The sequence below is a fragment of the Paenibacillus sp. Root444D2 genome, assembly GCF_001426375.1.
In the GTDB taxonomy this organism is placed as follows: domain Bacteria; phylum Bacillota; class Bacilli; order Paenibacillales; family NBRC-103111; genus Paenibacillus_E.
The window spans coordinates 953,314-977,540 of the sequence record NZ_LMEO01000045.1 but is presented as its reverse complement, the minus strand read 5'-3'; the positions used below and the strand labels follow the sequence as shown (position 1 = coordinate 977,540).

Annotated in this window: 17 protein-coding genes; all 17 read left to right on the top strand. The window is 45.7% G+C overall.

Annotation, left to right across the window (positions count from 1 at the left end):
- Positions 1-90 precede the first annotated feature (90 nt).
- The gene (locus ASD40_RS25535; RefSeq protein ID WP_057305939.1) at positions 91-1,461 is read left to right on the top strand and encodes a hypothetical protein; all 1,371 of its coding nucleotides are present in this window, start codon (positions 91-93) and stop codon (positions 1,459-1,461) included.
- Positions 1,462-1,581: 120 nt separating this feature from the next.
- Entirely contained in the window at positions 1,582-3,189 is a 1,608-nt protein-coding gene (locus ASD40_RS25530; RefSeq protein WP_057305938.1) for an extracellular solute-binding protein, read from the top strand.
- A 114-nt stretch (positions 3,190-3,303) separates the two neighbouring features.
- Positions 3,304-4,272, top strand: coding sequence for an ABC transporter permease (locus ASD40_RS25525; protein ID WP_082562442.1), 969 nt, complete (start codon positions 3,304-3,306; stop codon positions 4,270-4,272).
- Between the two features lie 30 nt (positions 4,273-4,302).
- The gene (locus tag ASD40_RS25520) at positions 4,303-5,169 is read left to right on the top strand and encodes a carbohydrate ABC transporter permease (protein WP_057305937.1); all 867 of its coding nucleotides are present in this window, start codon (positions 4,303-4,305) and stop codon (positions 5,167-5,169) included.
- A gap of 15 nt (positions 5,170-5,184) precedes the next feature.
- Positions 5,185-7,158, top strand: a complete 1,974-nt coding sequence (locus tag ASD40_RS25515) for a DUF4838 domain-containing protein (RefSeq protein WP_057305936.1) — start codon at positions 5,185-5,187, stop codon at positions 7,156-7,158.
- Positions 7,159-7,278: 120 nt separating this feature from the next.
- Positions 7,279-9,093: a sensor histidine kinase gene (locus ASD40_RS25510; RefSeq protein ID WP_057305935.1), complete on the top strand. Its 1,815-nt coding sequence runs from the start codon at positions 7,279-7,281 to the stop codon at positions 9,091-9,093.
- Positions 9,086-10,153 carry a response regulator transcription factor gene (locus ASD40_RS25505; protein ID WP_057305934.1) on the top strand — a complete coding sequence of 356 codons (1,068 nt, stop codon included), beginning with the start codon at positions 9,086-9,088 and terminating at the stop codon, positions 10,151-10,153. The genes ASD40_RS25510 and ASD40_RS25505 overlap by 8 nt, the downstream gene beginning before the upstream one ends.
- Positions 10,154-10,192: 39 nt before the next feature.
- Positions 10,193-11,131 carry a GNAT family N-acetyltransferase gene (locus tag ASD40_RS25500; protein WP_057305933.1) on the top strand — a complete coding sequence of 313 codons (939 nt, stop codon included), beginning with the start codon at positions 10,193-10,195 and terminating at the stop codon, positions 11,129-11,131.
- Positions 11,132-11,235: 104 nt separating this feature from the next.
- Positions 11,236-12,081 (top strand): sugar phosphate isomerase/epimerase family protein, encoded by an 846-nt coding sequence (locus tag ASD40_RS25495; RefSeq protein ID WP_057305932.1) that lies wholly within the window; start codon positions 11,236-11,238, stop codon positions 12,079-12,081.
- Positions 12,082-12,097: 16 nt separating this feature from the next.
- The gene (locus ASD40_RS25490) at positions 12,098-13,414 is read left to right on the top strand and encodes a hypothetical protein (protein ID WP_057305931.1); all 1,317 of its coding nucleotides are present in this window, start codon (positions 12,098-12,100) and stop codon (positions 13,412-13,414) included.
- Positions 13,415-13,425: 11 nt separating this feature from the next.
- The gene (locus ASD40_RS25485; protein ID WP_235549413.1) at positions 13,426-14,712 is read left to right on the top strand and encodes a M20 family metallopeptidase; all 1,287 of its coding nucleotides are present in this window, start codon (positions 13,426-13,428) and stop codon (positions 14,710-14,712) included.
- A 5-nt stretch (positions 14,713-14,717) separates the two neighbouring features.
- Positions 14,718-15,113, top strand: coding sequence for a Rid family detoxifying hydrolase (locus ASD40_RS25480; RefSeq protein WP_200957464.1), 396 nt, complete (start codon positions 14,718-14,720; stop codon positions 15,111-15,113).
- 53 nt (positions 15,114-15,166) lie between these two features.
- Positions 15,167-15,925: an SDR family NAD(P)-dependent oxidoreductase gene (locus tag ASD40_RS25475; protein ID WP_057305928.1), complete on the top strand. Its 759-nt coding sequence runs from the start codon at positions 15,167-15,169 to the stop codon at positions 15,923-15,925.
- 14 nt (positions 15,926-15,939) lie between these two features.
- Positions 15,940-17,055, top strand: a complete 1,116-nt coding sequence (locus ASD40_RS25470) for an alanine racemase (protein WP_057305927.1) — start codon at positions 15,940-15,942, stop codon at positions 17,053-17,055.
- Positions 17,033-20,809: a hypothetical protein gene (locus ASD40_RS25465; protein ID WP_057305926.1), complete on the top strand. Its 3,777-nt coding sequence runs from the start codon at positions 17,033-17,035 to the stop codon at positions 20,807-20,809. Before ASD40_RS25470 ends, ASD40_RS25465 begins: the two co-directional genes overlap by 23 nt.
- Positions 20,806-22,494, top strand: a complete 1,689-nt coding sequence (locus ASD40_RS25460; protein ID WP_057305925.1) for a hypothetical protein — start codon at positions 20,806-20,808, stop codon at positions 22,492-22,494. The genes ASD40_RS25465 and ASD40_RS25460 overlap by 4 nt, the downstream gene beginning before the upstream one ends.
- 108 nt (positions 22,495-22,602) lie before the next feature.
- The gene (locus ASD40_RS25455) at positions 22,603-24,183 is read left to right on the top strand and encodes an extracellular solute-binding protein (protein ID WP_057305924.1); all 1,581 of its coding nucleotides are present in this window, start codon (positions 22,603-22,605) and stop codon (positions 24,181-24,183) included.
- The last annotated feature ends 44 nt before the right edge of the window (positions 24,184-24,227 follow it).

Genomic DNA, 24,227 nt, shown 5'->3' with positions numbered 1-24,227 from the left:
CTTTCTGTACATATTCCTTTTTCAATGTCCCTAGTACTATTAATTAAGTGCTTGACTTGGCACAACTCGTTCAGATAGGAGTTGATACCTTTGAAATTCGCGATCGCAAAAAATAACATCACGCCCGGCAATCCAGTTTTTTTGGCTGGTTTTGGGGGAAGGGATCGAAAGTGTGAAGGGGTGCTGGATGATATTTTCGTTAAAGTTGCCTTGATTGAAAGCATGGGTCAGCTTGTCGTCATTACTTTGGATGCGCTCGGTGGGGACGGCAGCTTTGTAATGGGCATAAAGGAAGCTTTACTAGAAGTATTCGGGTTAAAAGCTGAGCAGGTATTAATTAACTTTTCCCATACACATTGTTCCGTTTATTTGACAGGGGAGGCTCATGAAAGGCGTAGAGGGGGGTACAGTCTTGGGCAGGAGAAATGGCCGGAAAAGGAGGATGATATCGATTATGCAGAGGACATCCGCTATTTTCGATTTATTCGTGATACTATAATCAGTCTGGTGCGGCAATGTTCGGAAAACTTAGTAGAGGGTACCCTACTACTTTCGAAGGGAGTTTCGAATGCAGGGGTTAGCAGAAGGCTGTTGACAAATGAAGGTATGATGTTAAAGCCGAATTTTCAAGCGGAAACGGATCAAGACCTTTTCGTGCTTCAATTGCTTGATGCACAGAACAAGCGGAAGGGACTTTTGTTCAGCTACGGCTGTCATCCTACCTGTATTGGAACGAATAAGATTTCAGCAGAGTTTGTAGGTCAAGCATGCACGGAATTGGAGGCGTCGTTTCCAGACAATATTGCGATTTATTTACAGGGCTGCGGGGCGGACATTAAACCGCTGAAAACCGTAATTGGAGACCGCTTTAAATCGTGCACGGTGGAGGAAATGCGAGAAGCGGGCGTGGAATTGGCGGAAGATGTAAAGCGAACGATTTCGAAGTGTGAAGCTATGCCACTTACGGGCTCCATACAGACTGTTGAGCTTGAAGTTCGACTATTCACAGAGCCTTGGGGGCTAAATGAAATGCTCGCCATCGCAGAGGACGAAACGAAAACCGAGTACAAAAGACGAGCGGCAAGACGAACAGTTGATGCCATTAAAGAAGGAAGGGTACGGCAAGTTCTTCCTTTTACAATCACAGTGTGGGGTTTGGGAGATAGGTTCCGGATGATTGCATTGGAAGGAGAGATTCCCTCTGAATATGCGATACATATCAAAAGGTTATTCTCAACTATGAACGTAATGGTACTAGGCTACAGTAACGGAGTTCCTACCTACATTCCTACACGTCAAATACTGATAGAAGGCGGTTATGAAGCGGAGGCATTCGTCCTCCACGGGTATCGCGGTCCTTTTGTACCGGAAAATGAATGGATTATCATAGGTGCAGTTATAGAGGCAGAGAAAAGATTTCAAACTCTTCAATATGGTGAAAACAGTGTAATTAAGTCATAAAAGCACATAACATCAGCTATTTCTTCCATATTCGGATGAATCTATTTCTTTTAAGCTTGAAGAAACGTAGAAACATTTAAGCATCACCCAATTTGCAGCAAGGTAAAGGGGGAAAAGTACATGAAAAAGTGGTTACCCGTAGCACTGACAGTTGCGATGAGTATTTCCGCATTGCTAACAGCATGCAGTTCTAAGGATAGACCTGTAGCTACAGATGCTAAAGCTACAGCAACAGAAACATCCAAAGTACCGGTCCCGGCAACGTTTAACGTTTTGTCCAACGACGGTGCGTACGCCTACACCAAACAGGCGAAGAAAGACGATAAGTACACAACTGAAATGTCCAAATTGTTTTCTGATTATATCGGCCAACCCACCAACATCCAGTTTGAGTTCATCCCATCTTCCGATTATTCAGCGCAGGTTACAGTCCGGTTTGCCTCCGGTGACATTCCAGAAGTAGTTACTTCGTCATCAATTACGGATCCAGCTCACCCTACCGCAGTGGAGAACGGCATTTTCCTTCAACTGAATGATCTGCTCGACAAGTACGGCAAAAATATTAAGGCAAAAATACCAGACTACGTCTGGCAGAATCCCCTCGTTAGCAAAGATGGTAAAATTTATGGGATTCCTAAACCAATAACTCCGATGTCTCCACAAGCATTACTTATACGTAAAGATTGGCTTGACAAGCTAGGTATGAAGCAACCGGAAACACTCGACGAATACCTCGCCTTTTTCGAGAAGGTGAAGACAACAGATTTAAACGGAAATGGTCAAAATGACGAAGTTGGTTATGAACTGCGCGGAGGGTTCGGATTTAGTAACTTCTTCTTTTATGCGTTCGGTCTTACAGGTGGAGAGAACAATGTGCTAGCTTGGCACGACGTGAACGGCCAATTCCTTCCTGACATTATCAATCCCAAAATGAAGGATGCCATTAAATTCTATAAATTGCTTTATGATAAGGGTTACGTTAACAAAGACTTTGTAAATGTCAAGGATGCGGATTGGAACAAGGCGATCCAAAGCGATAAAGTTGCCATGTGGAGCCACGATCTGAGAAACCTAAACACTTGGACAACGGATAAATTCGACAGTAAAAAGGCGGTTGTTGACTTGCTGCCAGGAGCTAAGCAAAGCAACGGGCAATATTTACTCGGTCCTCGTGGCGCTGGTATTGCAAAAGTGTATATCCTTAATGCAAAAGCAAAAAATCCTGAACGCTTCATTCAGTTCCTTGACTGGGCATACACGGAAGATGCGAAGAAGAACACGTTCTTCAATTATGGGATCAAAGACATTAACTACACGGAATCAAATGGGCAAATTAATTATGACGTCAAATCCGACGTAAACTCAAAGGAAAAACTTCACTTTCAATCCCTGCTTTATCCGGCTGGAAGTACACAGTTGAATCCCGACGTCGTGAAAAAAGAAGGCATACTCGATCCAGAGCTGATCAAAAAAGGCATGACTTACATAGATAAAAATCTGTTCGATCTTCCGAGCCTTAACATGCCGCCGCTAGAGTCGATCAAAACAAAGCCGGAGCTCAACTATATTCAAAGTAGTCTTTTCCTAGATACCGTCATCAAGATCATGACAGGCAAGTTGGACCCAGACAAAGGTTTCGACGATTTTGTACTTGATTGGAAAAAACGCGGTGGCGATGCTGCTATCAAGGAAGCTAATGATTGGTACGCAAAGAACAAAAAGAAATAAAGCTAAAATAATTGAAGGGGAAGTGAAAACTTCCCCTTTTAAACTCAGCTTTCCATCCCCATCATAAGCAATCCAGAAACGCTTGGAAGTAATCGAGCAAAGGTGGTTTTTTTGATGAACAATACAACCTTATCTAACAAGATCTCTTCCAATCGGAAGTCGGCACTTTTCAACATACCAGCCTTATTAAACAAGATTGGCTCCAATCGAAAGTTGGTTCTAGTCCTTATTTGCCTACCTGGTATGTTGCATTTTCTTATCTTTAAATATGTACCTTTGTTTGGAAATATTATTGTCTTCCAAAACTATGATATGTTCAAAGGCATTACTGGAAGTAAATGGGTCGGACTCTTGCAGTTCCAGAAGATGATAGAGTATCAGGATTTTTACCGTATTCTTAAAAATACACTTATTATCAGCTTTTACCGATTAGTTTTTAGTTTCCCGGCACCGATTATTCTCGCCCTATTACTAAACGAGATCAGGCATATATTATTTAAACGGACAGTGCAAACTGTGCTTTATTTCCCTCACTTTCTGTCGTGGGTTATAGTAGGAGGTATTTTCTATCAACTGCTCGATGTGCATGGGATTTTCAATGATCTCCTTGCATGGTTAGGGATGGAAAGAATAATATTTCTGCAGGATTCCCAGTTTTTCCGAAGCATTGTCGTTGGGTCTGCAATATGGAAAGAGGTTGGTTGGGGAATGATTCTTTATTTAGCCGCTATAGCGGGAATCAACCCGAACTTGTATGAAGCTGCGACTGTAGATGGCGCCAACCGTTGGAAACAGATGTGGTATATTACACTGCCCAGTTTGATGCCTACGCTAGTTGTTCTACTTCTGCTGCGAGTCGGACATCTTCTCGATACTGGCGTTGAAGAAATCTTAATCTACTCCAACTCGATTGTGAGGGATGTGTCGGATGTGATCGATGTATACGTATATCAGGTTGGATTGCTGCAAGCTCAGTTCAGCTATACGACAGCCATCGGCTTTTTCAAAGCGGTAGTTGGACTTATATTGGTTCTTGGGATGAACAAGTTAGCTAAGAAATTGACTGGGGAAAGCATTTACTAAGGGATCGCTTGTCGGAGGAGGAAGTATTTAATGCCCATTTATAAATCCGAACGAATGTTTCATATCCTTAACGGACTGTTTTTCATAGTTCTTGGCTGTACAATGCTTACTCCCATGCTGCATGTGCTCGCGGTTTCTCTAAGTTCTAACGAATACGTGAATTTAGATCAAGTCTTCTTATGGCCCAAAGGGTTTAATACGTCTGTATATCGAATTATCCTTACCGAGGGTCATATGTGGAAGGCTATGGGCGTTACTTGCTATATTACGGTTATGGGCACTTTGTTTTATTTGTTTTTTACCTCGACGATGGCCTATGCACTTTCTAGACCGTTTATGCCTGGCCGAAAACTCATTGTGAAGCTCATGATTGTCACATTCGTTTTCTCGGCTCCGCTCATTCCACGCTTTCTGGTCGTTCATCATTTAGGAATGACAAATACGTTCTGGGCGCTCATAATCCCAGGAGCTGTTGGCGCGTTTGGAGTCATTATTATGAAGACTTTCTTTCAGGGGATCTCTTCGGAAATGTTTGATGCTGCGTCAATCGATGGATGTAGTGAATTTGGCATTTTTGCACGTATTACGATTCCCCTATCGCTGCCCGTATTTGCCACACTTGGGCTTTTCCATGCTGTTGGCGAGTGGAATGCATACTTTGATGCGCTGATTTACATTCGTAACAAAGACATGTATCCACTTCAAATTATCTTGAGGGGAATTGTCCAAAATAGTGAACTCGGACTCGAATTTGACAAAACGCAAATCGAAAACTCTACAGTCGAAACGATGAAGTCCGCTGTCATCATCTTTGCTACGGTTCCAATCTTACTGGTCTATCCATTTTTGCAAAAATATTTTGTCAAAGGTGCCATGGTGGGCTCCTTAAAAGAATAGGAGGAGGTTACGTATATGGGATTAAACCATACCCAGGTCAAAGCTGTAACGATTGCGATCATTCAGGAACATCCTACCATATACTTTGCTATCCAAGAACTTACAAACTATCTGCTTCGCATGTCGCCTGAGCACCATATTGACTTTCGCAAAGAAGCCATCTATTCCGAGAGTGAAGCACCTTACTTATGGGTAGGTTCATTTGGTGAATTTGGTATTTCCATGACCGAATTGGAAGATCCGGAATTGGATGATGCCATATACATTAACGTAATGGGCGGAAAGGGACATATTGCCGGTTCCAATCCACGCAGCGTTCTGTTGGGGGTGTATCGATTCCTTGAAGAGGCTGGATGCCGCTTTCTACGACCTGGAGCAGATGGAGATTATGTACCTAAGAAAGCTCTTGAGTCCATAAGTGCTAAGGTTAACGAAAAAGCTGCCTATCGACATAGAGGGCTTTGCATCGAGGGTGCCGTCAGTATTGAGAATATGCTTGATAACATTCATTGGGCGCCGAAGGCAGGCTTCAATTCCTACTTCCTGGAATTCAAAACCCCTTATACATTTTTTGATCGTTGGTATGGTCACCGACACAATAAGTACAAGCAACCTGAGACGATTACAGTCGAACAAGTGGACGCCTTTACGGTTGAAATGGAGAAGGAGATCAAAAAACGAGGTTTAATCTATCATGCGGTAGGTCACGGCTGGACTGGAGAACCGCTTGGACTTCCTTGTCTAGGTTGGGATTCCGTTGATTATGCGGTCGATGAAGAGAAATCTCGTTACTTTGCCTTAGTGGATGGAAAAAGGGAGCTTTGGCACGGTGTTCCGCTGAACACGAATTTATGCTTTTCTAATCCAGAAGCAAGAAAGTTAGTTGTCCAATATGCAGCTGATCATGCGCAAAAGAACCCTCATATCGATATGTTGCATTTTTGGTTAGCTGATGCGTTCAATAATCATTGTGAATGTGAAGACTGCGTAAAAGCGTTACCATCCGATTTTTATATGATGATGTTAAACGAATTGGACGAGGAATTGACTTCAAGGAATCTGAGCACCAAAGTCGTGTTCTTGCTGTATTTGGATCTACTTTGGGTACCAGAGACCGAAACGTTGAAAAATCCAGGTAGATTCATGCTTCTGTTTGCACCCATCAGCCGAACCTACAGCAGCAGCTACGATTCAGATACAACGGGGATTGAAATCCAACCCTTTGTTCGAAATCGTCTAAAGTTCCCGACGAACATCCGGGAGAATGTGGCCTTCCTGAAAGCGTGGCAAGAATTATTTGACGGAGATGGCTTCACATACGAGTATCATCATATGTGGGATCATTATTTGGATCCTGGATATTTTCAAATGGCGGATATGATCAGCCAAGACGTGAAAAATTTAAAGATCCTTCGATTAAACGGAATCGTCAGTGATCAAACACAGCGCTCTTTTTTCCCAACTGGTTTGGGCATGTATGTACTTGGAAAAACGTTATGGAACGACGAAGCAGAATTCACACAGTTAGCCAAAGAATATTTCATGGCTTCCTTTGGAGACGAGGGTGAAGCCTGTTTAACTTACTTGAAGACGATCTCTGACCTTTTTGATCCGCCTTATATGAGAGGGGAGAAGCCAAGGGTCAGCATTGAAGCAGCTGAAAAACTGCGGTCTGTGCAAGAGGTAGTTAACGAATTTCGACCTGTTATGGATCGAAACCTAGCAGCAGGACTTCATCCAACGCTCACAAAGTCATGGGAATATTTACAATTTCATGCGGATATAGTTAGTCTTCTTGCTTCTGCTTTAGCGGCTAGGGCAGAAGGCAGGGCGGAGGATGCTCGACAACTGTGGTCTCAGACGTCCGATTATGTAGAACGGAATGAAGATCTGTACCAACCAGTTTTTGATGTGTTTCTATATATTCAAACGCTGCACAAGATGTTTGATGATCATACTAAAACTCATTTCGGCGGAGAAGTCACCTAAGAGTCAGTCCGAAGAAGTATTATTCAATCCGTCGGACAGTCTCTATGTCGAAAAAAGGCTGTCCAAAATGAAACGCTTCCATGATATAATATGTTTTAAATACTTTTAGGTGGGATGCGGATGGTCCGAATTGGGAAACTATCGATGCAAATGAAATTAGCCATCCTGGTTCTTGGCTTTGTCTGTATCCCTTTTTTAGTATCCGGCATGATCTGGTACGAAAAGTCTACCCAAAGTATCGAAAACAACGCGATACACTACAGCCGTCAAATTGTGGAACAAATTAATGATAACCTCGACTCTTACTTCGTGGAGCTTGGCACTATTACATCACCCGTATTAACTTCCCCCTTAGTGAATCAATTTTTAAATTCGAAAAATGCAGATACGTATGATATGTACTTGATGAAACGAAGAGTAGAAAATGAGCTTTTTTTAAGTATTTTATCTGTACGAACGGACATTATCAATCTCTCCATTGTCTCGGATGACGGACTGATTGTCAGCAGTTACGAGGACCGCGGTTCTCTTGAAGCTTTTAGCGAATATAAGGGGAAGCGTACAACGAACCGGACATTCAAAAACTTCAACATTGAAGGAGTCCGAAAAGTCAACTCCTCTAATGTGCTTACGATCACGCGCGATTTGCGGGATATCTCCAAAAACAAAATAAGAGCAATGCTCATCATTGACATGAACTATAAAGTGATTCCCCGTTTGCTGGAAAACGTAAAGCTAGGCAATTCCGATTTGATCTGGGCGATGGATTCGGAGAATCGAATCATCTATCACCCGGATGAACAGTTGTGGGGAAAATACGTTAATGAGGCAGTTCCAACTTACGCTGGTCTACAAGGTGAAGAGAAGGACGGCTTTTATATCGATCAGTCATCAGGCAAAAAGAAACTCATTATTTACGATGATCTTAAATCTACAGGCTGGGTCATTGTGGATGAACTTCCGTTAGAGGAGCTCATCGGCAGTTTGATGAATCTACGTTATCTTACGCTTGCGATTGGTATCATTTTAGTTGTTTTGGTTCTAATTGCGGTTGGAACTTTTACACTCCCATTAACACGTTCCTTGCTTCTCCTTCAGAAGCTTATGCGAAAAGCTGAGGACGGTAATTTGGATGTTCGTGCACCTGAGCATAAAGGCAAGGAGATTGGGAGTTTATTCGGTAGCTTTAACAACATGGTCACCGAAATCAAACGGCTAATTGAAGTCGTACATATGGCTGAGTTGAAGAATAAAGAAATGGAAGTCAAGCAAATGGAGTCAAGCCTGCTCATCTTGCAGTCGCAAATTAATCCACACTTCCTTTACAACACTTTGGAGGTAGTGAATTCATATGCCATTGAAGCGGGAGTAAGGCCGATAAGTAAAATGTTGACCTCCATCGCCAAAATGTTCCGCTATAATGTAGGAAATCCACAAAAAACGGTAACACTTTTGGAAGAAATTGAGCATATACAAACCTACTTGTCTGTTCAAATAGAGCGTTATGAAGCTCTTGTAGTCGAATGGGATGTAGATGAAGGCGAAGTGATGCAAGTTTCCACCGTTCGTCTCATTTTACAACCGCTTGTAGAAAACGCCTTTCAGCACGGTTACGAAGAACATGATCGCAAACCAGAGTATTTGAAAATATCAGGACGTTTTACAGGTGACCGTGTATACGTCATTTCGTTAATTGACAGAGGGAATGGAATGACAGAGGCGACGCTCCAGAGGATGAATCGATTATTTACAGATGTCACTCTGGGGCAAATGGTTCGCGAGCATCAGTTTCAAGAGAAAAACATTGGCTTGTGGAACGTGCACAGCCGCCTTCGACTTACGTTCGGAGAACCATACGGAATCTACATCCGTGAGTCAGGGCCGAATGGAACGCATATGGACATTATATTGCCAGGGAGGAAGAGGCATGTATAAAGTGATCATTGTTGATGATGAGCCATCTGTGAAACGAAGCTTAAAGACAATCATTGAGAAGGAGACATCTTCATTTGAAGTCATCGCATTTGCAGAGAATGGTCAAGAAGCACTTGATCTTATTTGCGACTCCATGCCGGATGTTGTCATTACCGATATCCGAATGCCATTAATGGATGGGCTGAGGCTAGCTGAGGAGATCCGAAACCGTGGAATCCAAACTGAAGTGATTGTCATTTCCGGATACAGCGATTTCAGTTATGCGAAACAGGCACTCCGTCATGGAGTGACCGATTATCTGCTTAAGCCTCTTGATGTAGATGAAGTATTGAGAGTGCTAGTCTGTACTGAAAAGAAACTGAGCAATGATTACAAGGGAATTGTCGAACGGGGTGAATGGATTGCCCTATGCAAGACAGAAGCGGAGTTGATGGCCAAGCACATGTGGGTACTCAACACAGCAGCTGTTTGGGAGCAACTTGATGAGATTCACGATCGTCTGCAGACATATCGAGCAAACTCAGCGCGACTTAAGGAGATGTATATTCACTTGTTTTACTTGCTGCAAGCGGAAATAGCAGGTATGAGTGGAAACCGAATTCAAATACAAACTCTTCCCGACTATGAATGGAACGGTCAAGCCGAGCTTTTGAAACGACATATTAAGTTGGTGCTGCAAAGTGCGATGGAAGAAATTCGGCATATTCGGAATTGGGGTTCGCACAAAAATATGTTGGAATCCTTGAAACAGATCAATCAGAACTTTTCAAACGAATCGTTTTCCATGATGAATGCAGCTGAGCTTGCAGGGATGTCGCCTACTTATTTCAGTAAGTCGTTCAAAGAAGAAGTAGGCGTGAGCTACACCCAATTCATAGCCAAATTGCGAATGGAAAAGGCGATCGAGCTTTTGAGTGATTCGAACAATAAGGTGTACGAAGTAGCTTATGCGGTCGGCTACAACGAATACGCGCATTTTGCTAAAGTATTCAAGAAGTATTACAAGTTTTCTCCAACGGAATATCGCCATTCCTTAGAAATATCCTCAAAGCAGGCCTAATTTACCCCCGAAACTATTAAAATAAGGAGGAGGGTGGATTTGCGAACGGAGAAGCTAAGTCCAAGACATATTGAAGGAATTTGTGAGCTGTGGAATCGGGAAATTGGGTGCGATTTTCCGCTCCGCACTCGTCTTTTGCGTCAAAACGTTTTGAACCACCCGGATTTTTTATCGGAGGGTTCTTTTGTTGTTGAGGATAAATCGTCCGACAATTTGGTGGGCGTTGTCATAGGTAAAGTTTCACGATTCGGTGTGGGTTACATTTCAGTGCTGCTCGTTGATTCTCTCTATAGAACTTTAGGTTTAGGCAGTACATTGCTCAAATTGGCTGAAAAAGCGTTAAAGGACGCAGGAATGAACACGATTGCTTTAGGCGGGGATTCTGGACATTTCTTCCCCGGAGTCCCCTCTCATTATATGGGTATGAAACAATGGCTAGAGCGTCGTGGGTTCGTACAACGGGGTATAACCTATGATCTGCTAGGAGATTTACGAGGTAAGGCGCTAATTGAGGACGATGTTGGGCCTGAGGTCACGATATCTGTTGCTGGAGAAGCAGATCGCGGAGATATACTCACTTTCATGAACTTACACTTTCCAGGACGTTGGGAAGAGACGACGAAGAGATATTTTGCATCAGGAGGGACTGGTAGAGAGTTTATCCTCTTGCGTAAGACGGGTAAGATAATCGGTTTTTGCCGTATTAATGACGATTATTCTCCCATTCTGGCCGCCAATCAATTCTGGAGTCCGTGTTTTCAGGATCCATGCGGCGGCATCGGTCCACTGGGCATCGCGGCTTCATATCGCGGTTATGGATACGGAAAAGCCGCTCTTCAAGCAGCCATGAGGGTATTACAGGAACGGAACCATCATCTAATGGTCATCGATTGGACGTCAGAAGTCGATTTCTATGCGAAAACAGGGTTTACTATCTGGAAAAGCTATCACCCATATACTAAAGAAGGTTTCTCATGAAAAGACATAATTCCATATAAAATACCATCCCTATTCAAGGACAAATAGGATACCTTAAGGATATCTCCCAATGGGCAATAAAGAGAGACTTAGGAGGAGTTACAATGTTGAAGATGAAAGTATCCTGCCACTTAATTACATGGGAAGAAGATTTCGTCAAAGGGATGGAGGAAGCGTCGTCTCTGGGCTTCCCAGCTTGTGAAACCTTTACTAGAATCGCGCTGAAATATGAGGATCGCATTCATGAATTCAAAGCATTATTTGAGCAACATGATCTTGTATTGTCCGCATTATACGGTGGGGGCCGATTCAGCGATCCTATGCAATTCAACGAAACAGTGGCATATAATACCCGTGTCGCTAAATTTGCCGCTCTGAACGGAAGCGATCGGATCGTACTAGGACCTAGAGGACCGCGAACAGCCGGAGGAACGACGTTAGAGGAATTAAAGATCGCAGCAAGAGCGATGAATGAATCTGCCAAACGATGCTACGATCTCGGCGTGAAAGCCTGTGTGCATCCGCATCTGCATACGGAACTTCAGAATGAAAACGAACTCGATGCCATTATGGAAATGACGGATCCGAACTTCGTCTTCTTTTGCCCGGATACAGCCCATCTCACGAAGGCGGGCATGGATCCAGTCACCGTAATGCGGAGATACAAGGATAGAATTGCTTATATGCATATCAAAGACGTCACTCCGGACGACCCAGATCGCAGCAAATTCCCCGTTTTGACCGGGGACGAGGCCCTGCCAATATTTTGCGAGCTAGGGCTTGGATCAATTGATTTTCCGGCTGTTGTTCGTCTCTTGGAGGAAATCCATTACGACGGTTGGATGACGATCGAAATTGATCAGTCAACGAGCACTCCTCTGAACAGTTTGAAGGTTTGTAGGGATTATGTCGAGCAGAAACTTGGCGTATCCGTGAGAAATCGGATCTGAAAGAGAGGAACACACCATGATGGAATGCGGCTTATACGAAATGGATATCACGCCCCCGCTGGGGTTTGCCATTCCAGGTTATTTTACTCCGAGACCTGCCCTAGGGATCAAAGACAACTTGCACGCCAAAGCCGTTGTGCTCGGAAACGGCCAAAGCTTCACGGCTATTATCGTACTCGATGCGATAGGGATTGAAAAGGAAGAAGTAGCCGCCATCCGCAAACAGGTGACAGAGGGGACCGGAATTCCAGCATCCCATATTTTAGTTGCTGCTACACATACCCACACGGGCGGACCCGTTTATCGGGATCGCGGTCCGGATGGCGATGAGTATACGACTTTCTTAATCAAAAAGGCTGCGGATGCAGCGGTTTTGGCTTATGCGATCAAGCGTAAAGCCCAAATTGGTTTCGCCAAAGGCGGAGCGGAGGGAATCTCTTTCAACCGCCGTTATTTTATGAGGGATGGAAGTCTGCGGACGAATCCAGGCTATAACAATCCAGATATTGTGGAGCCGGCAGGTCCTATCGATTCAGACGTATTCGTCATTCGTCTGGATGGTGAAGACGGCAGTCCGCTTGGAGTCATTACGAATTTCGCCTGTCATCCTGACACGATAGGCGGAAAGCAATATAGTGCCGACTACCCGGGGGAAATTAGCCGTGTATTGAAAGCGGTTTACGGTGATTCATTTGTAAGTCTTTTTCTTAACGGGGCTTGCGGGAATATTAATCATCTTGATTTTATGCATACTTCGCACCCTGAGCCAGATGCCTTTCGTCATATGGGAAGAGTGCTGGCGGGTGAGGTTATCAAAATTAGAGAAAAAGCCATCACGGAGAATTCGCTTCATGTAGAAGGGCGATGCGAGCAGCTTTCCCTTACGGTTCGTAAACCTTCATCAGATGAACTCCTGCAGGCTGAAGTACTGCTTCGTACGGCTGAACAACCTGAGACTTGCAAAGCAATTCCGGAGGCAGATATCTTTTTTGCCAGGCAGCTTCATACTCTCCGAGAGCGACAGGAAACGAACGCAGTCATCGAAATTCAGGCGCTTCGAGTTGGAGCGTCCGCCATTGCAGCTTTTCCATGTGAATTATTTGTGGAGTTCGGTCACAACCTTAAACAAAGATCACCCTTTCCCCTTACTCTAATCGCTACTTATGCCAACGGCGTCAACGGGTATGTAGCCACCCGGGAAGCGTTCGTTCAAGGCGGATACGAGACTCGTTTAACGTCTCGGACCCGGCTGGCCCCTGACTCCGGAGAACGAATGGTCGAAGCGGTGCTAGGGCTTTTACATCAATTATGCGGTTCGGATGGAGGAAAATAACATTGAGCAAAGTGATATTTACAGACCAAGATCTGGAAAGCTGGGTACAAAGTCGAAAAGACCATCTAGTGAAGATGCTTTTGGAAATGGTAGCCATTCCGAGTGAAAATAAACCTCCCAATGGAAACGAATTGCCGATGCAGAAATACCTAGAGAAAGCGTTAACAGAGCTCGATTTCGATACAGAGCAGTACGCATTATCTGAGGTAGTTGGACTGAGAACGCATCAGGCTTTCTGGGGAGACCGCAACTATACGGATCGGCCGAATTTATATGCTTCCAAAAAGGGAAAGGGCGTAGGCAAGTCGCTGCTCTTTGCCGTTCATGCGGACGTCGTGCCGGGCATTCCCGGCAAAACAGCAGAGGACCCTTTCCAACCTGTCATCATTGGTGATCGTTTATACGGTCGGGGTTCGAACGACATGAAAGGCGGTGTTGCTGCAGCGCTGCTTGCTTTTCAATATTTGCAGGAAAAAGGAATTCACTTGCTCGGAGATCTAAGTTTCGAGAGCGTAGTGGATGAAGAGATGGGCGGTGCCAACGGAACTTTGGCAGGCCGTGTTCGCGGTAATCGAGCAGATGCTGCGATCGTTCCCGAACCAAGTAACTTGCGGGTTTGTGCTTCGCACATGGGTGGAGCAGCCTGGAGAATTACAGTTCGAGGCAAAGGGGGCATGGGGTTCGGAGGTGAAGATCTGCGAAATCCGGTTTACGGAATGGCACACCTTGTTCGAGCCATTGAGAGCTACCAGAATGACATGCAGAAGAGAAAAGGTTTCATTACACCGACGGGTGAGTCTCAAAGTCCTGCTGTTGTGCTGTCAATGATTGGAGCCGGAAGTTTCGAGCCCGGCATGGCGGATGGGATTCCGGAGACGTGCATGATTGAGATATGGGTCGAATGTTTGCCAGACGAGTCGTTCGCAGCTTTGGAGTCTGAATTTATTGGTGCGATTCGCTCCGTAAGTTCACTACCGGAACTGGCTGGGCTTGAGGTCGATTGGGAGTTGATCACTCGTTTTCTTCCTGGAAGCCGTGCCGAAACACCCCTTACTAACATTTTGCTGCAGCAGGCGGAAGAGGAGTGGGGAATGCCGGTTGGAGCCTATACGGCGCCATTCGCATGTGACGCTTTTATGTTTAATTGTTACTCTGATACACCGGCTGTCATTCTTGGACCGGTCGGAGAGAATGCTCATGCTCCAGACGAGTTTGTAGACATTGAAAGCTTGATCAAACTAACCAAAATTTATATCACCGCCATTGTTGAATGGTGCGGAGTAGAAAGCTGGAGGTAATTCAAATGGCTATTAAATGGGTCAAAGAGGAGATTAGCACAACCGGAGCTCCGCAAAATACCGGTCCTTATTCACAGGGAATTCTAGTAGGTAATCTTATTTATACATCAGGAGAAGGACCGTTAGATCCTGTAACGGGAGAGATTGTGGAGGGAACGATTGAAGAGCAGACACGGCTTGTGTTTCGTAACTTGGAAGCCATTCTGAATGCGGCGGGAGCTTCTTTGCATGATGTGGTTAAAGTTACGGCACATTTGGAAGATATAAATGATTTTGAACGGTTTAATAGTGTATACAAAGAGCTTTTTCCAGGACCTGTTCGTCCCGTTCGAACAACGGTCGGCAGCCAATTGACCGTACGCGTGGAAGTGGACGTTGTTGCTGTCATACCGGAGGGTTAAGAGTTCAGGGCATCATACCCTAATAATGGGGGATTGATTAAGGAGGAATCGCAATGAGACTTGAGGGTAAAGTGGCAATCATTACAGGAGGTTCGCTCGGCATCGGACTGGCGACGGCCTCTCGTTTCGCTAAAGAAGGCGCGAAGGTGACAATTGCTGGACGGAGTCTCACCGCTCTAGAAGAGGCAGCTAATCTAATTCGGCGCGAGGGCGGCGAGGTAATGACGGTTCAGGTTGATGTTCAGGTGAAGAGTCAGGTTGACCGATTGGTAGACGAAGTCATCGCATGTTGGGGTGCCGTACATATACTAGTTAACAATGCAGGCATTTGTGGATTGAGCGCATTTTTAGACATCTCTGAGGAAGATTGGGATGAACACATGAATGTGAATTTAAAGGGAGCTTTTCTCGTCGGTCAGCGAGTTGCCCGAGAAATGATGGAACGGCGTACCGGCGGCTCAATCATTCATATGTCAAGCGTTAATGGTATTAACGCGGAAGCCATGCAGGCACATTACAATGTGACCAAAGGCGGCATGAACCTGCTCAGTATGTCCATGGCGCTTGAGCTTGCACCTTACGGAATCAGGGTGAATGCACTATGTCCTGGCTTTATTGAAACTCGGCTCACGAAGTCGTTGATTGACGATCCTCCGGCCATAGCTGATTATGTCAAAACCATACCGATGGGACGAGTCGGACAACCGGATGAGATAGCGGATGCTGCCTTATTTCTAGCAACAGATGAATCTCGTTACATGACGGGCCATAACCTCGTGGTGGATGGCGGTCAAGTCATCAAACTTGCGTAATGGGAGGATCGATTATGAAAGAAATCTATGAACTGCCCGAAGCGCTTCAAACAATTGAAACCCCTAGTGTCTTAGTAGATTTGGATATCATGGAGCGCAATCTCAAAAGGATGGCGCAATCGGCTCAGACTGCTGGAGTCAAACTCCGGCCTCATACAAAAACCCACAAAAATACATGGATTGCCCACAAGCAGCTCCAATTAGGAGCGAACGGAATTACGGTGGCCAAGCTTAGCGAAGCAGAAGTGATGGCAAACGCAGGGATTCGGGATATCCTTATTGCCTATCCCATTGTAGGGAAGGCAAAACTTACCCGCTTGCACCAATTAATGCTTCGTGCGGATGTGACGGTCAGTACAGATGATCTTGAGGTGGCACGTGGATTGTCCCATCTAGGGGAGGCCACGGGCTGCAAAGTGGCGGTTTACGTTGACGTCAATACCGGCTTGGACCGTTGCGGCAGAGAGCCTGGCGAAGAAACAGCGCTGCTAGTGAAGGAAATGAGCCTTCTTCCCGGTTTGAGGGTTACCGGGCTCATGACTCATGCTGGAAATTCGTATGGATCCAAGAGTACAGAAGAACTGTGTGCTGCAGCCAGAAAAGAAGCCGAGTTGTTAGTGATGACACAGGCGATGCTGAAGAGAGATGGGATCCTTGTCGAACAAATTAGCGTTGGGTCAACGCCAACTGCAGCCTTTATAGCCGAACAAATCGGTGTAACCGAAATGCGTCCCGGTTCCTATGTGTACAACGACGGCATCCAACGGGATCTTGGCGTAGCTGAAGCTGAAGACTGTGCCCTCTATGTGGCAGCAACAGTAGTGAGCGCTCCGCGGGACGGGATGGTCATCATTGATGGGGGCTCCAAGACTTTTTCCAGTGATTTAAACCCCCATCGGAAGGGCTATGGAACGTTATACGGCCGTGAGGACGTAATTATTGAATGGTTAAGCGAAGAGCACGGAACCATAAGGGTTCCAGAAGGAATGAAGCTATCGATTGGGCAGCAGCTTCTATTTCTCCCGAACCACTGCTGCACGACGACAAACATGCACGATCAGTTAATCGGCATTCGTAACGGCCAAATGGAAAGGGTGCTACAGGTAGATGCGCGCGGAAAAGTTCAGTAAGCTGGAGACTCTTGAACCGAAAGGAGAGCAGTCGATCATGACAACAGAGGTCAACCGTTATCCCATTTATTTGGTAAATGAGCAAAATAGCTTCTTTGAAGCTTCCCAATCGGAGAAGTTTAAGATTGCCGATCCAGGTTTCCGAGCGAAGATTGTTAAACTAGTGGATGCGGATCACACAATTTCATTCCGAGCATACACGGAATTGGATCATTTTTGCATGAATTTGCGTTATGAGACTGTCCCTCCCGAAGCCGACGGCGAAGTCGCGCTTTTTTTCAATTTTGGCCATACGCGCAGGAAACGGCATCAGGCATTTTCGATGAAGTTTAAACAGGATGGCAGCGTCATGTATGAGGAGTTCCTGTACGAGATTGAACGGCTGGAGATTCCGCAGGACATCCATTTTTCGATTTCGACTTCGGAAGGCTATGCAGACCTGACTTTGCGTATGCCGCTTCGTTTTTTGCGAATCGAGTCGCAAGAGCAGCGAATCCTCGGGTTTAATGCGGTTCGTACGCTGAAGAGAGGATCCGAGACGACACTGATTACGTGGTCGGGTATTCCAGGTGATAGGCCGACGATGGGGTTTGGAATGGGCGATTTGCTGCTGACTCGGGGGATGAGCGAAGAGGAGATCGAGACGAGAAAGAATAAGGTTCAAGCGGAGAGTACATTCTTTTTCACTCGATGGGAAAAGTGGAAGATTCCCCAAGAAATATACGGCTATATGACGGAGAAACGTAAGGGCTTTACTGCTAGATTAACAAGAGCCGATGTTGACCGAGCTAGGGAGTCCGCAAATACGACGCATTGGGGCGGGCGAGTGAAAGAAGAGATCCTGCAGATTGCCGAATACTGGGCTGCCAAAAGTGACGATGAACTGTTCGAGCTGGTTCCAGTGGGCAACCCTAGGGCGCTTTCAGTTGGGCAATATTTCGGGGATCCTCTCACAGGCGGCAAGCGGACAGCTTACCAGCTTTGTCTAGAGAGGCCTTACCAATATTATAATCCTACTACCCAAACATGGTGGTATAACGGGATGAAGCTGCAAAACCCTACAACGGGCGAAGAGGTCGTTATGGACGACGACGGCCAAGGGTTTTTAGCACCGGAAGGATTTCCAAATCCGGGTGTACGGTATATGTTTACGGCTTCGTACCGTTTATTCATCCTCTCCATGTTGATGGGAAATCCGTATTGCTCCGTCTTGGAGGATAGAACTGTCTGTGAAGAGACGACCGGCATGCAAAACTCCGGTGCGATCAATAACTTGGCATACGCGTACCTGTTGACTGGCGATACAAGATATGCCTTCAAAGCTTTGCTATTAATTGGGCGAATTGCCGAGCTGGTTCCATATATGAACGGCAACTATGGATCGGGCTACTACGATACCGTACAGATATCTGAGCCGACAACGACGGAATCCCATTGGCTTTCTAACTTCTTTGAAGCTGCGGACCTGCTTTATGAAGCTGGCGAAGAGCTTCGTCCTGATTTGGATCGCTTTTTTGCAACCAAACCCGATGCAGAAAATAAGACGAGGGCTGATCCTTTCCGTGTGAACACTGCAATCCACGAAATGATTCCTTACATTTTGTACAGCTGCGAAATTGAGAAAACCCGCGACGCCGATTGGTCTCTGCGTTGGATTTATCTACAGTTGCTTATCGCCTCGTATATGGGAAGCGGCAAGCTAATGCGTCATATTTTGTATGGAGGAAAATATAGCTTGGAATCGAAGTTTCGTAATAACTTTTTCCGAGATGGCCGTTATATTTATGATTCATTAGGTTATATCGCGGCCATTTGCGAGCAAGTATCCATGATGGCGAACAACAACTACGGGTTCACGGATGAGGAGCATTTTCCAAACGGAATTGATCTGTTTGAAGATTCGGATTTTGGTCTTAAACAGGTGATTGGACTCTTTGCGAAGCTGCGTTCGGGAAGCCTTACGCCAATGTTTGGCGACACGCTCGCGGATAATGACGAACCGATATCTGAAGATCGCCGGAAAGGCAAAATCGCTTATACACCTTCCTATGAAATTATTTATTGCCGTTCGCCATCGCTTCGTTCGGTAATAGGCGGGCTTTTGTCCAGATATGATCAGGATGAGTTAATCGTCTATCGCCTCCGGAGTGTTCGAGAGACGAACAATAAGCACTCGTTTTTACTGCTTGCTACGGCGGCTGAGTGGGAGGAATACCAACAATTTGAGGCGAAGTCCGAACAGCTGCAACCATCCTTCCTTCTGCAAGATTCCGAAACGAGTATGTTCCGTGTAGGGACGAATGCTCACAACTGCAAGCATGTGATGCTATACGGACAGCCATCCGCCGGACACCGTCATGGCGATAAACTGGGATTGTGGATTGGGGGCTACGGGTATCATCTGCTTGCCTCAGCTGGCAGATATCCATTTACTTGGCTCAGTCCCAAATTTGAGGCGTGGGAAACACATGCGGCGGCCTGTACAGTTGCTTTAGTCGATGGTAAGGATCAAGTACCTTCCTATTCACGTCAAAAAGGCCACTACGAGGGTGTCATGCTCCAAATGGCGGGACTCGATAATACGATCGCTTACCCGGGTACGCATTACGAGCGTTGGTGTTGGATCGTTCAGGCCCCTGATCTGGAAAACGCTTATATTGTTGATTTTAATGGCTTATCGGGTGGGAAAACGTTCGATTATAATACGGTAGGAATGGACTGTACGCCAGAATTCGTGCTATTCGAAGGCATCGAAGAAACGGAATGGCTGCCTATGGAAGGTACACTAGCTGGTTCGGATGTTCCATTATACAGTAGACCCGGCTTCGGTTGGATGAAGGCTTTGCGCAAGGCAAAGGTGAGTCGACCCGTTTCCTGGACATTCCCATATGGTGCTGCATCCTTGAAAATCCACACAGTTCCAAAAGGAGAGCAGCGCGAACTCATCTTATGCCTTGGAGAAAGAGGCGGGGAGGAAATGCAGAAATCCCGTTGGGAACCTTATGTTTTATGGCGAGATGAAGACAACGACGATGCTGCGATTCATTCAACAGGTTTTATTAGTGTACTGGAGCCGTTTGAGGGAAAGTCGTTTCTGCAATCTATTCATCCGCTCGAGCCAGTCTTAGATTTTACACCTCATCACCCTATGTCTACGGGCATTGTGATTCAGTATAAGGGAGGTGTGCATCGGGATGTTGTTCTCAGTTCTTATAACGAAGGTGAAAAGGTGCGTTACCGCGATTCCCTAGGACGAATCTTTGAATCGGATGCCAAGGCTCTGTTGCTGCGGTATCAGGAAGACCAGCTTGTCCAACTTGAGGCTGTACGCTACTCCCTCATCCGGACTGCTGAGGGTGAGTGGACAGCAGACGATTCAGCTTACCGGGGGGCTGTAACTAAGGTGGATGCAGAAACCCGCACCATTGGAGTTGAGCTTGAGCGTGTTGACGAGAGCTTGGAACAAGCGTTTATAGGGCAAGTTGCCCTAATTGACTCCGCGGATTACTTGAAGCCGTCTGCCTACTATATATATGATCCGCAGCTGGACGGACGACTACTATCTTTTCGATCAGATATGACGCTTATTAAGCTGGAAGAAAGCTGGCCTTCTCCGCATAAGCGGCTTGGAATGGGGAATAAGAAGGTCATCGAATATGGAGGTAAAAGGGTGTATATGGACGTAAAACTCGGTGATTCATTCAAGCTTTCGAATGTACTTCGACTTAACCTGGAAAGGAAGAATGAAACATGAACATGGCGCGAATCGGGATATTGCGCGACAAACAGTCCATTGAGCAGCGATTGAAATATGGGCTGAATTCGTTCGGTCTTTATGCTGGTGAAGTAATTTCTCATGCAGGCATCCCTTTCGAGTGGATCGATGAACTGCATCAAATATTGGAGAATACGTATGATCTTATCCTCATTGCATCGGCGCCAAGTCACGAGACGGCTAATGATATCCTATGTCGGTATGCGGAGCGAGGCGGCATTATCGTCTCCTTCGCCGGATTAAATGGCCTGGCTCGGCAGCTTGGCTTCACCGTAAAAGAGTCACTTACCGCAGGCTATGCCCAACTGCCGGAAGGGCTGGGGGACACGAGACCTTTGCGGTTTCTAGGCGCCTCGACATGGGTGGAGCAGAAACAGCCTGCAGATGCATGCAAGGAGTGGGGGACAATCGCAACTGTACCTCATGGAATTTCTAATGGGCCACTGTTGCAACAATTTACAATCGGCTTAGGGAAACTCGAGCGGTGGAGCGTCGATGTGATAGGAACGATTGTTGGGCTGCAGCAGGGGACAGGACCCGTACTGGAGGACGGTAAACCAGCTTCAGATGGGACCGGGAACTTGAACGACGGGCTGCTAAAAGCGGAGGACGGTATTGAGCTGGACTGGGAACATGATAGAAAAATAACCGATACAGGAAAACCTTACTTCGCGCATCCTTACGCTGATTTATGGCGGGAAGTGGTTGTTGCTCATATTCTCAGACGCATGATTGAAAAACAAAAACATGTGCCTTTTTCCGACTATTGGCCCGAAGGTGTGGACAAAGTTGCCATGATTTCTCATGATAGTGACCGTAATTTTGACGAAGATGCGATCACTACCATACAAACACTGGAAGAGGCTGGCATTCACTCCTCCTGGTGCATGATGAAGCCGGGCTATAGTGCTTGGCTTTATGAGCGAATTGAGGAAAAGGGTCATGAGCTTGCGCTTCATTTCAACGCCAATATCAACGAAGGCGGGCGATGGGATAAAGCGGACTTCAATCGGCAGTACGAGTGGCTGCGGGACACTGTCCAGAGTAAGGTGACTAGTAATAAAAACCACTTTACCCGTTTTGAAGGTTGGGGAGAACTGTTTCAGTGGTGTGAAGAATGCGGAATCGAATCCGATCAGACGCGAGGGCCAAGTAAATTGGGAGCGGCTGGGTTTCTTTTCGGAACTTGCCAACCGTATTATCCAATGGCTTGGTCGAATGAAAGCAACCGTCTTTATGATGTGCTGGAAATTGGATTTTTGACACAGGATATTCCGCAATTTACGGACGCGAGCGTTATTGTCCCCTTTTTAGAAGAGGTGGAAAAGGTACGCGGTGTGGCGCATTTCTTATTTCATCAAGGACGCATTCACAGATCACCGGAAGTCCGTGAGGCTTTGCTTCAAACGGCGCATATAGCAAAGGAGCGTGGATTTACTTTCTGGACTGGAAGACAAATTAACAACTGGGAGCGAAAACGGAGGCAAATGAGAATTACTGGCTTAGATGAAATAGGGAATGTCATGATAATAACCGAGAACAATGAACACGATGCTGAGAATGCCGTTTTTTGGCGTCCAATGCTAATGGAAGAGGAACAAGAGGCTGAACAGCTTGTTGAACAACGCTTTGGCGTCAAGTGTGTAAAACTAAAAAGAGGGTGAGCTGGAATAGGCTGAAAATTCTAATAAAATGTGTTTACTAAATGGATGGTTATTCGCTAGTATTAAAGGAGATGAAGATCGCTTACTTCGAAGGGGGAACGAGGGATCATGAGTAAACGTCTTTTAATGCTACTGGTCACAGTTATGGGCACGAGTGGCTTTCTAACAGGTTGTAGTGGTGATAAATCAACAGTTACGCAATCTATTAGCAATGCTTCTAAAAAGCCGATTGATATCACCATCCTCATGCAGGACGGCGGGAATCAATACGCACAGAACATTACCGATGACGATAAGTATTTCAAGGAAATGTCGAGGCTTTTCAGCCAATATTCCGGTACCCCCTATAATGTGAAGTTTGAAATGATCAGCTCCAGCATTTATGACAAACAACTTGCGATTCGTTTTGCTTCCGGTGATATTCCCGAAATTATGTGGACGTCCCGGATCGACAGTTCAGCCCATCCGAACGCAGTCGAAGACGGTGTGTTTTTAGAACTGGGACCGCTTATTGACAAATACGGACCGAACTTGAGAAAGAACATTCCGCCAGAAGCCTGGAAAGATCCGCGTGTAAGCAAAAATGGGAAAATTTATGGTATTCCCAAAATGTCGGCGTCTCCCAATACGCTCGTTTTGTTATACCGCAAAGATTGGCTTGACAAGCTTGGCATGAAAGAACCTCAAACGATGGACGACTATTTGACCTTTTTCGACGCAGTGAAGAAGTTCGATATGAACGGCGATGGAAACACGGACGACGAGGTGCCTTTCGCCATGCGCAAAGGTCTTGCGTTCTCCGAAGCTTTCTTCGGCTATTTCGGCGCCCATCCGGATGCCTGGCAATATCGCGACGGACGCTTCGTCCCGAATTTGATTGTACCCGACATGAAGGACGCGATCCGCTTTTACAAAATGCTCTACGATAAGGGCTACGTAAACCGTGATATGTTCACAATGAAGGATAACGACTGGGGGAACCTCATTCAACAAAGCAAAGTCGGTATGTGGTTGCATCAGGTACAAGTACTGTCCAGCGGAGGACAAGAGTACTTATTTAAAGATGCTAACGCCAGGGTCGGGGTACTGCCCGGGCCGGTCAATGCTCAAGGGAAAGTGAATCTTGTTCCCGAAAGAACAGGAGTCAATAACGTCTATACGATCTCTGCGAATGCTGAACATCCGGAAGATATCATTAAGTTTTTTGATTGGGTTCATTCAGATGATCCTGCCAAAAACAAGTTATTTGCTTTTGGGATCGAAGGAATCAACTACCAGGTTAAGAATGGAAACATTGACTGGGATCCGAATGCCAAGGTTAATATGGACAAAGGCGCTAAAACGTTCTATCAAGTCATGATTAATCCGGCCGGCGATTCCCGTATGTCTCCGTTAGTCATTAACGCTGGTAAATATGCCGATCTGACCAAAAAAGGAATCGAATATACGAAAATGAATGCCTTCAAAGATGAGTCTATGTATATGCCGACTCCCGATTTGTTGAAAAAGAAGCCCGAGCTAGGCTATCGAGACGGCTCATTATTTATGGACATGTTCATCAGAGTGATGACAGACCGAGACCCACTTGAAGCTGCATTCGACAAGTTTGTGAATGACTGGGAAAAACTGGGTGGAGAACAGGTGATTCAAGAGGCAACGAAATGGTACGAAACCTATTACAAAAAATGATCGGATTGAACAGCCCGTTTATATGAATAGACGGGCTGTTTTCA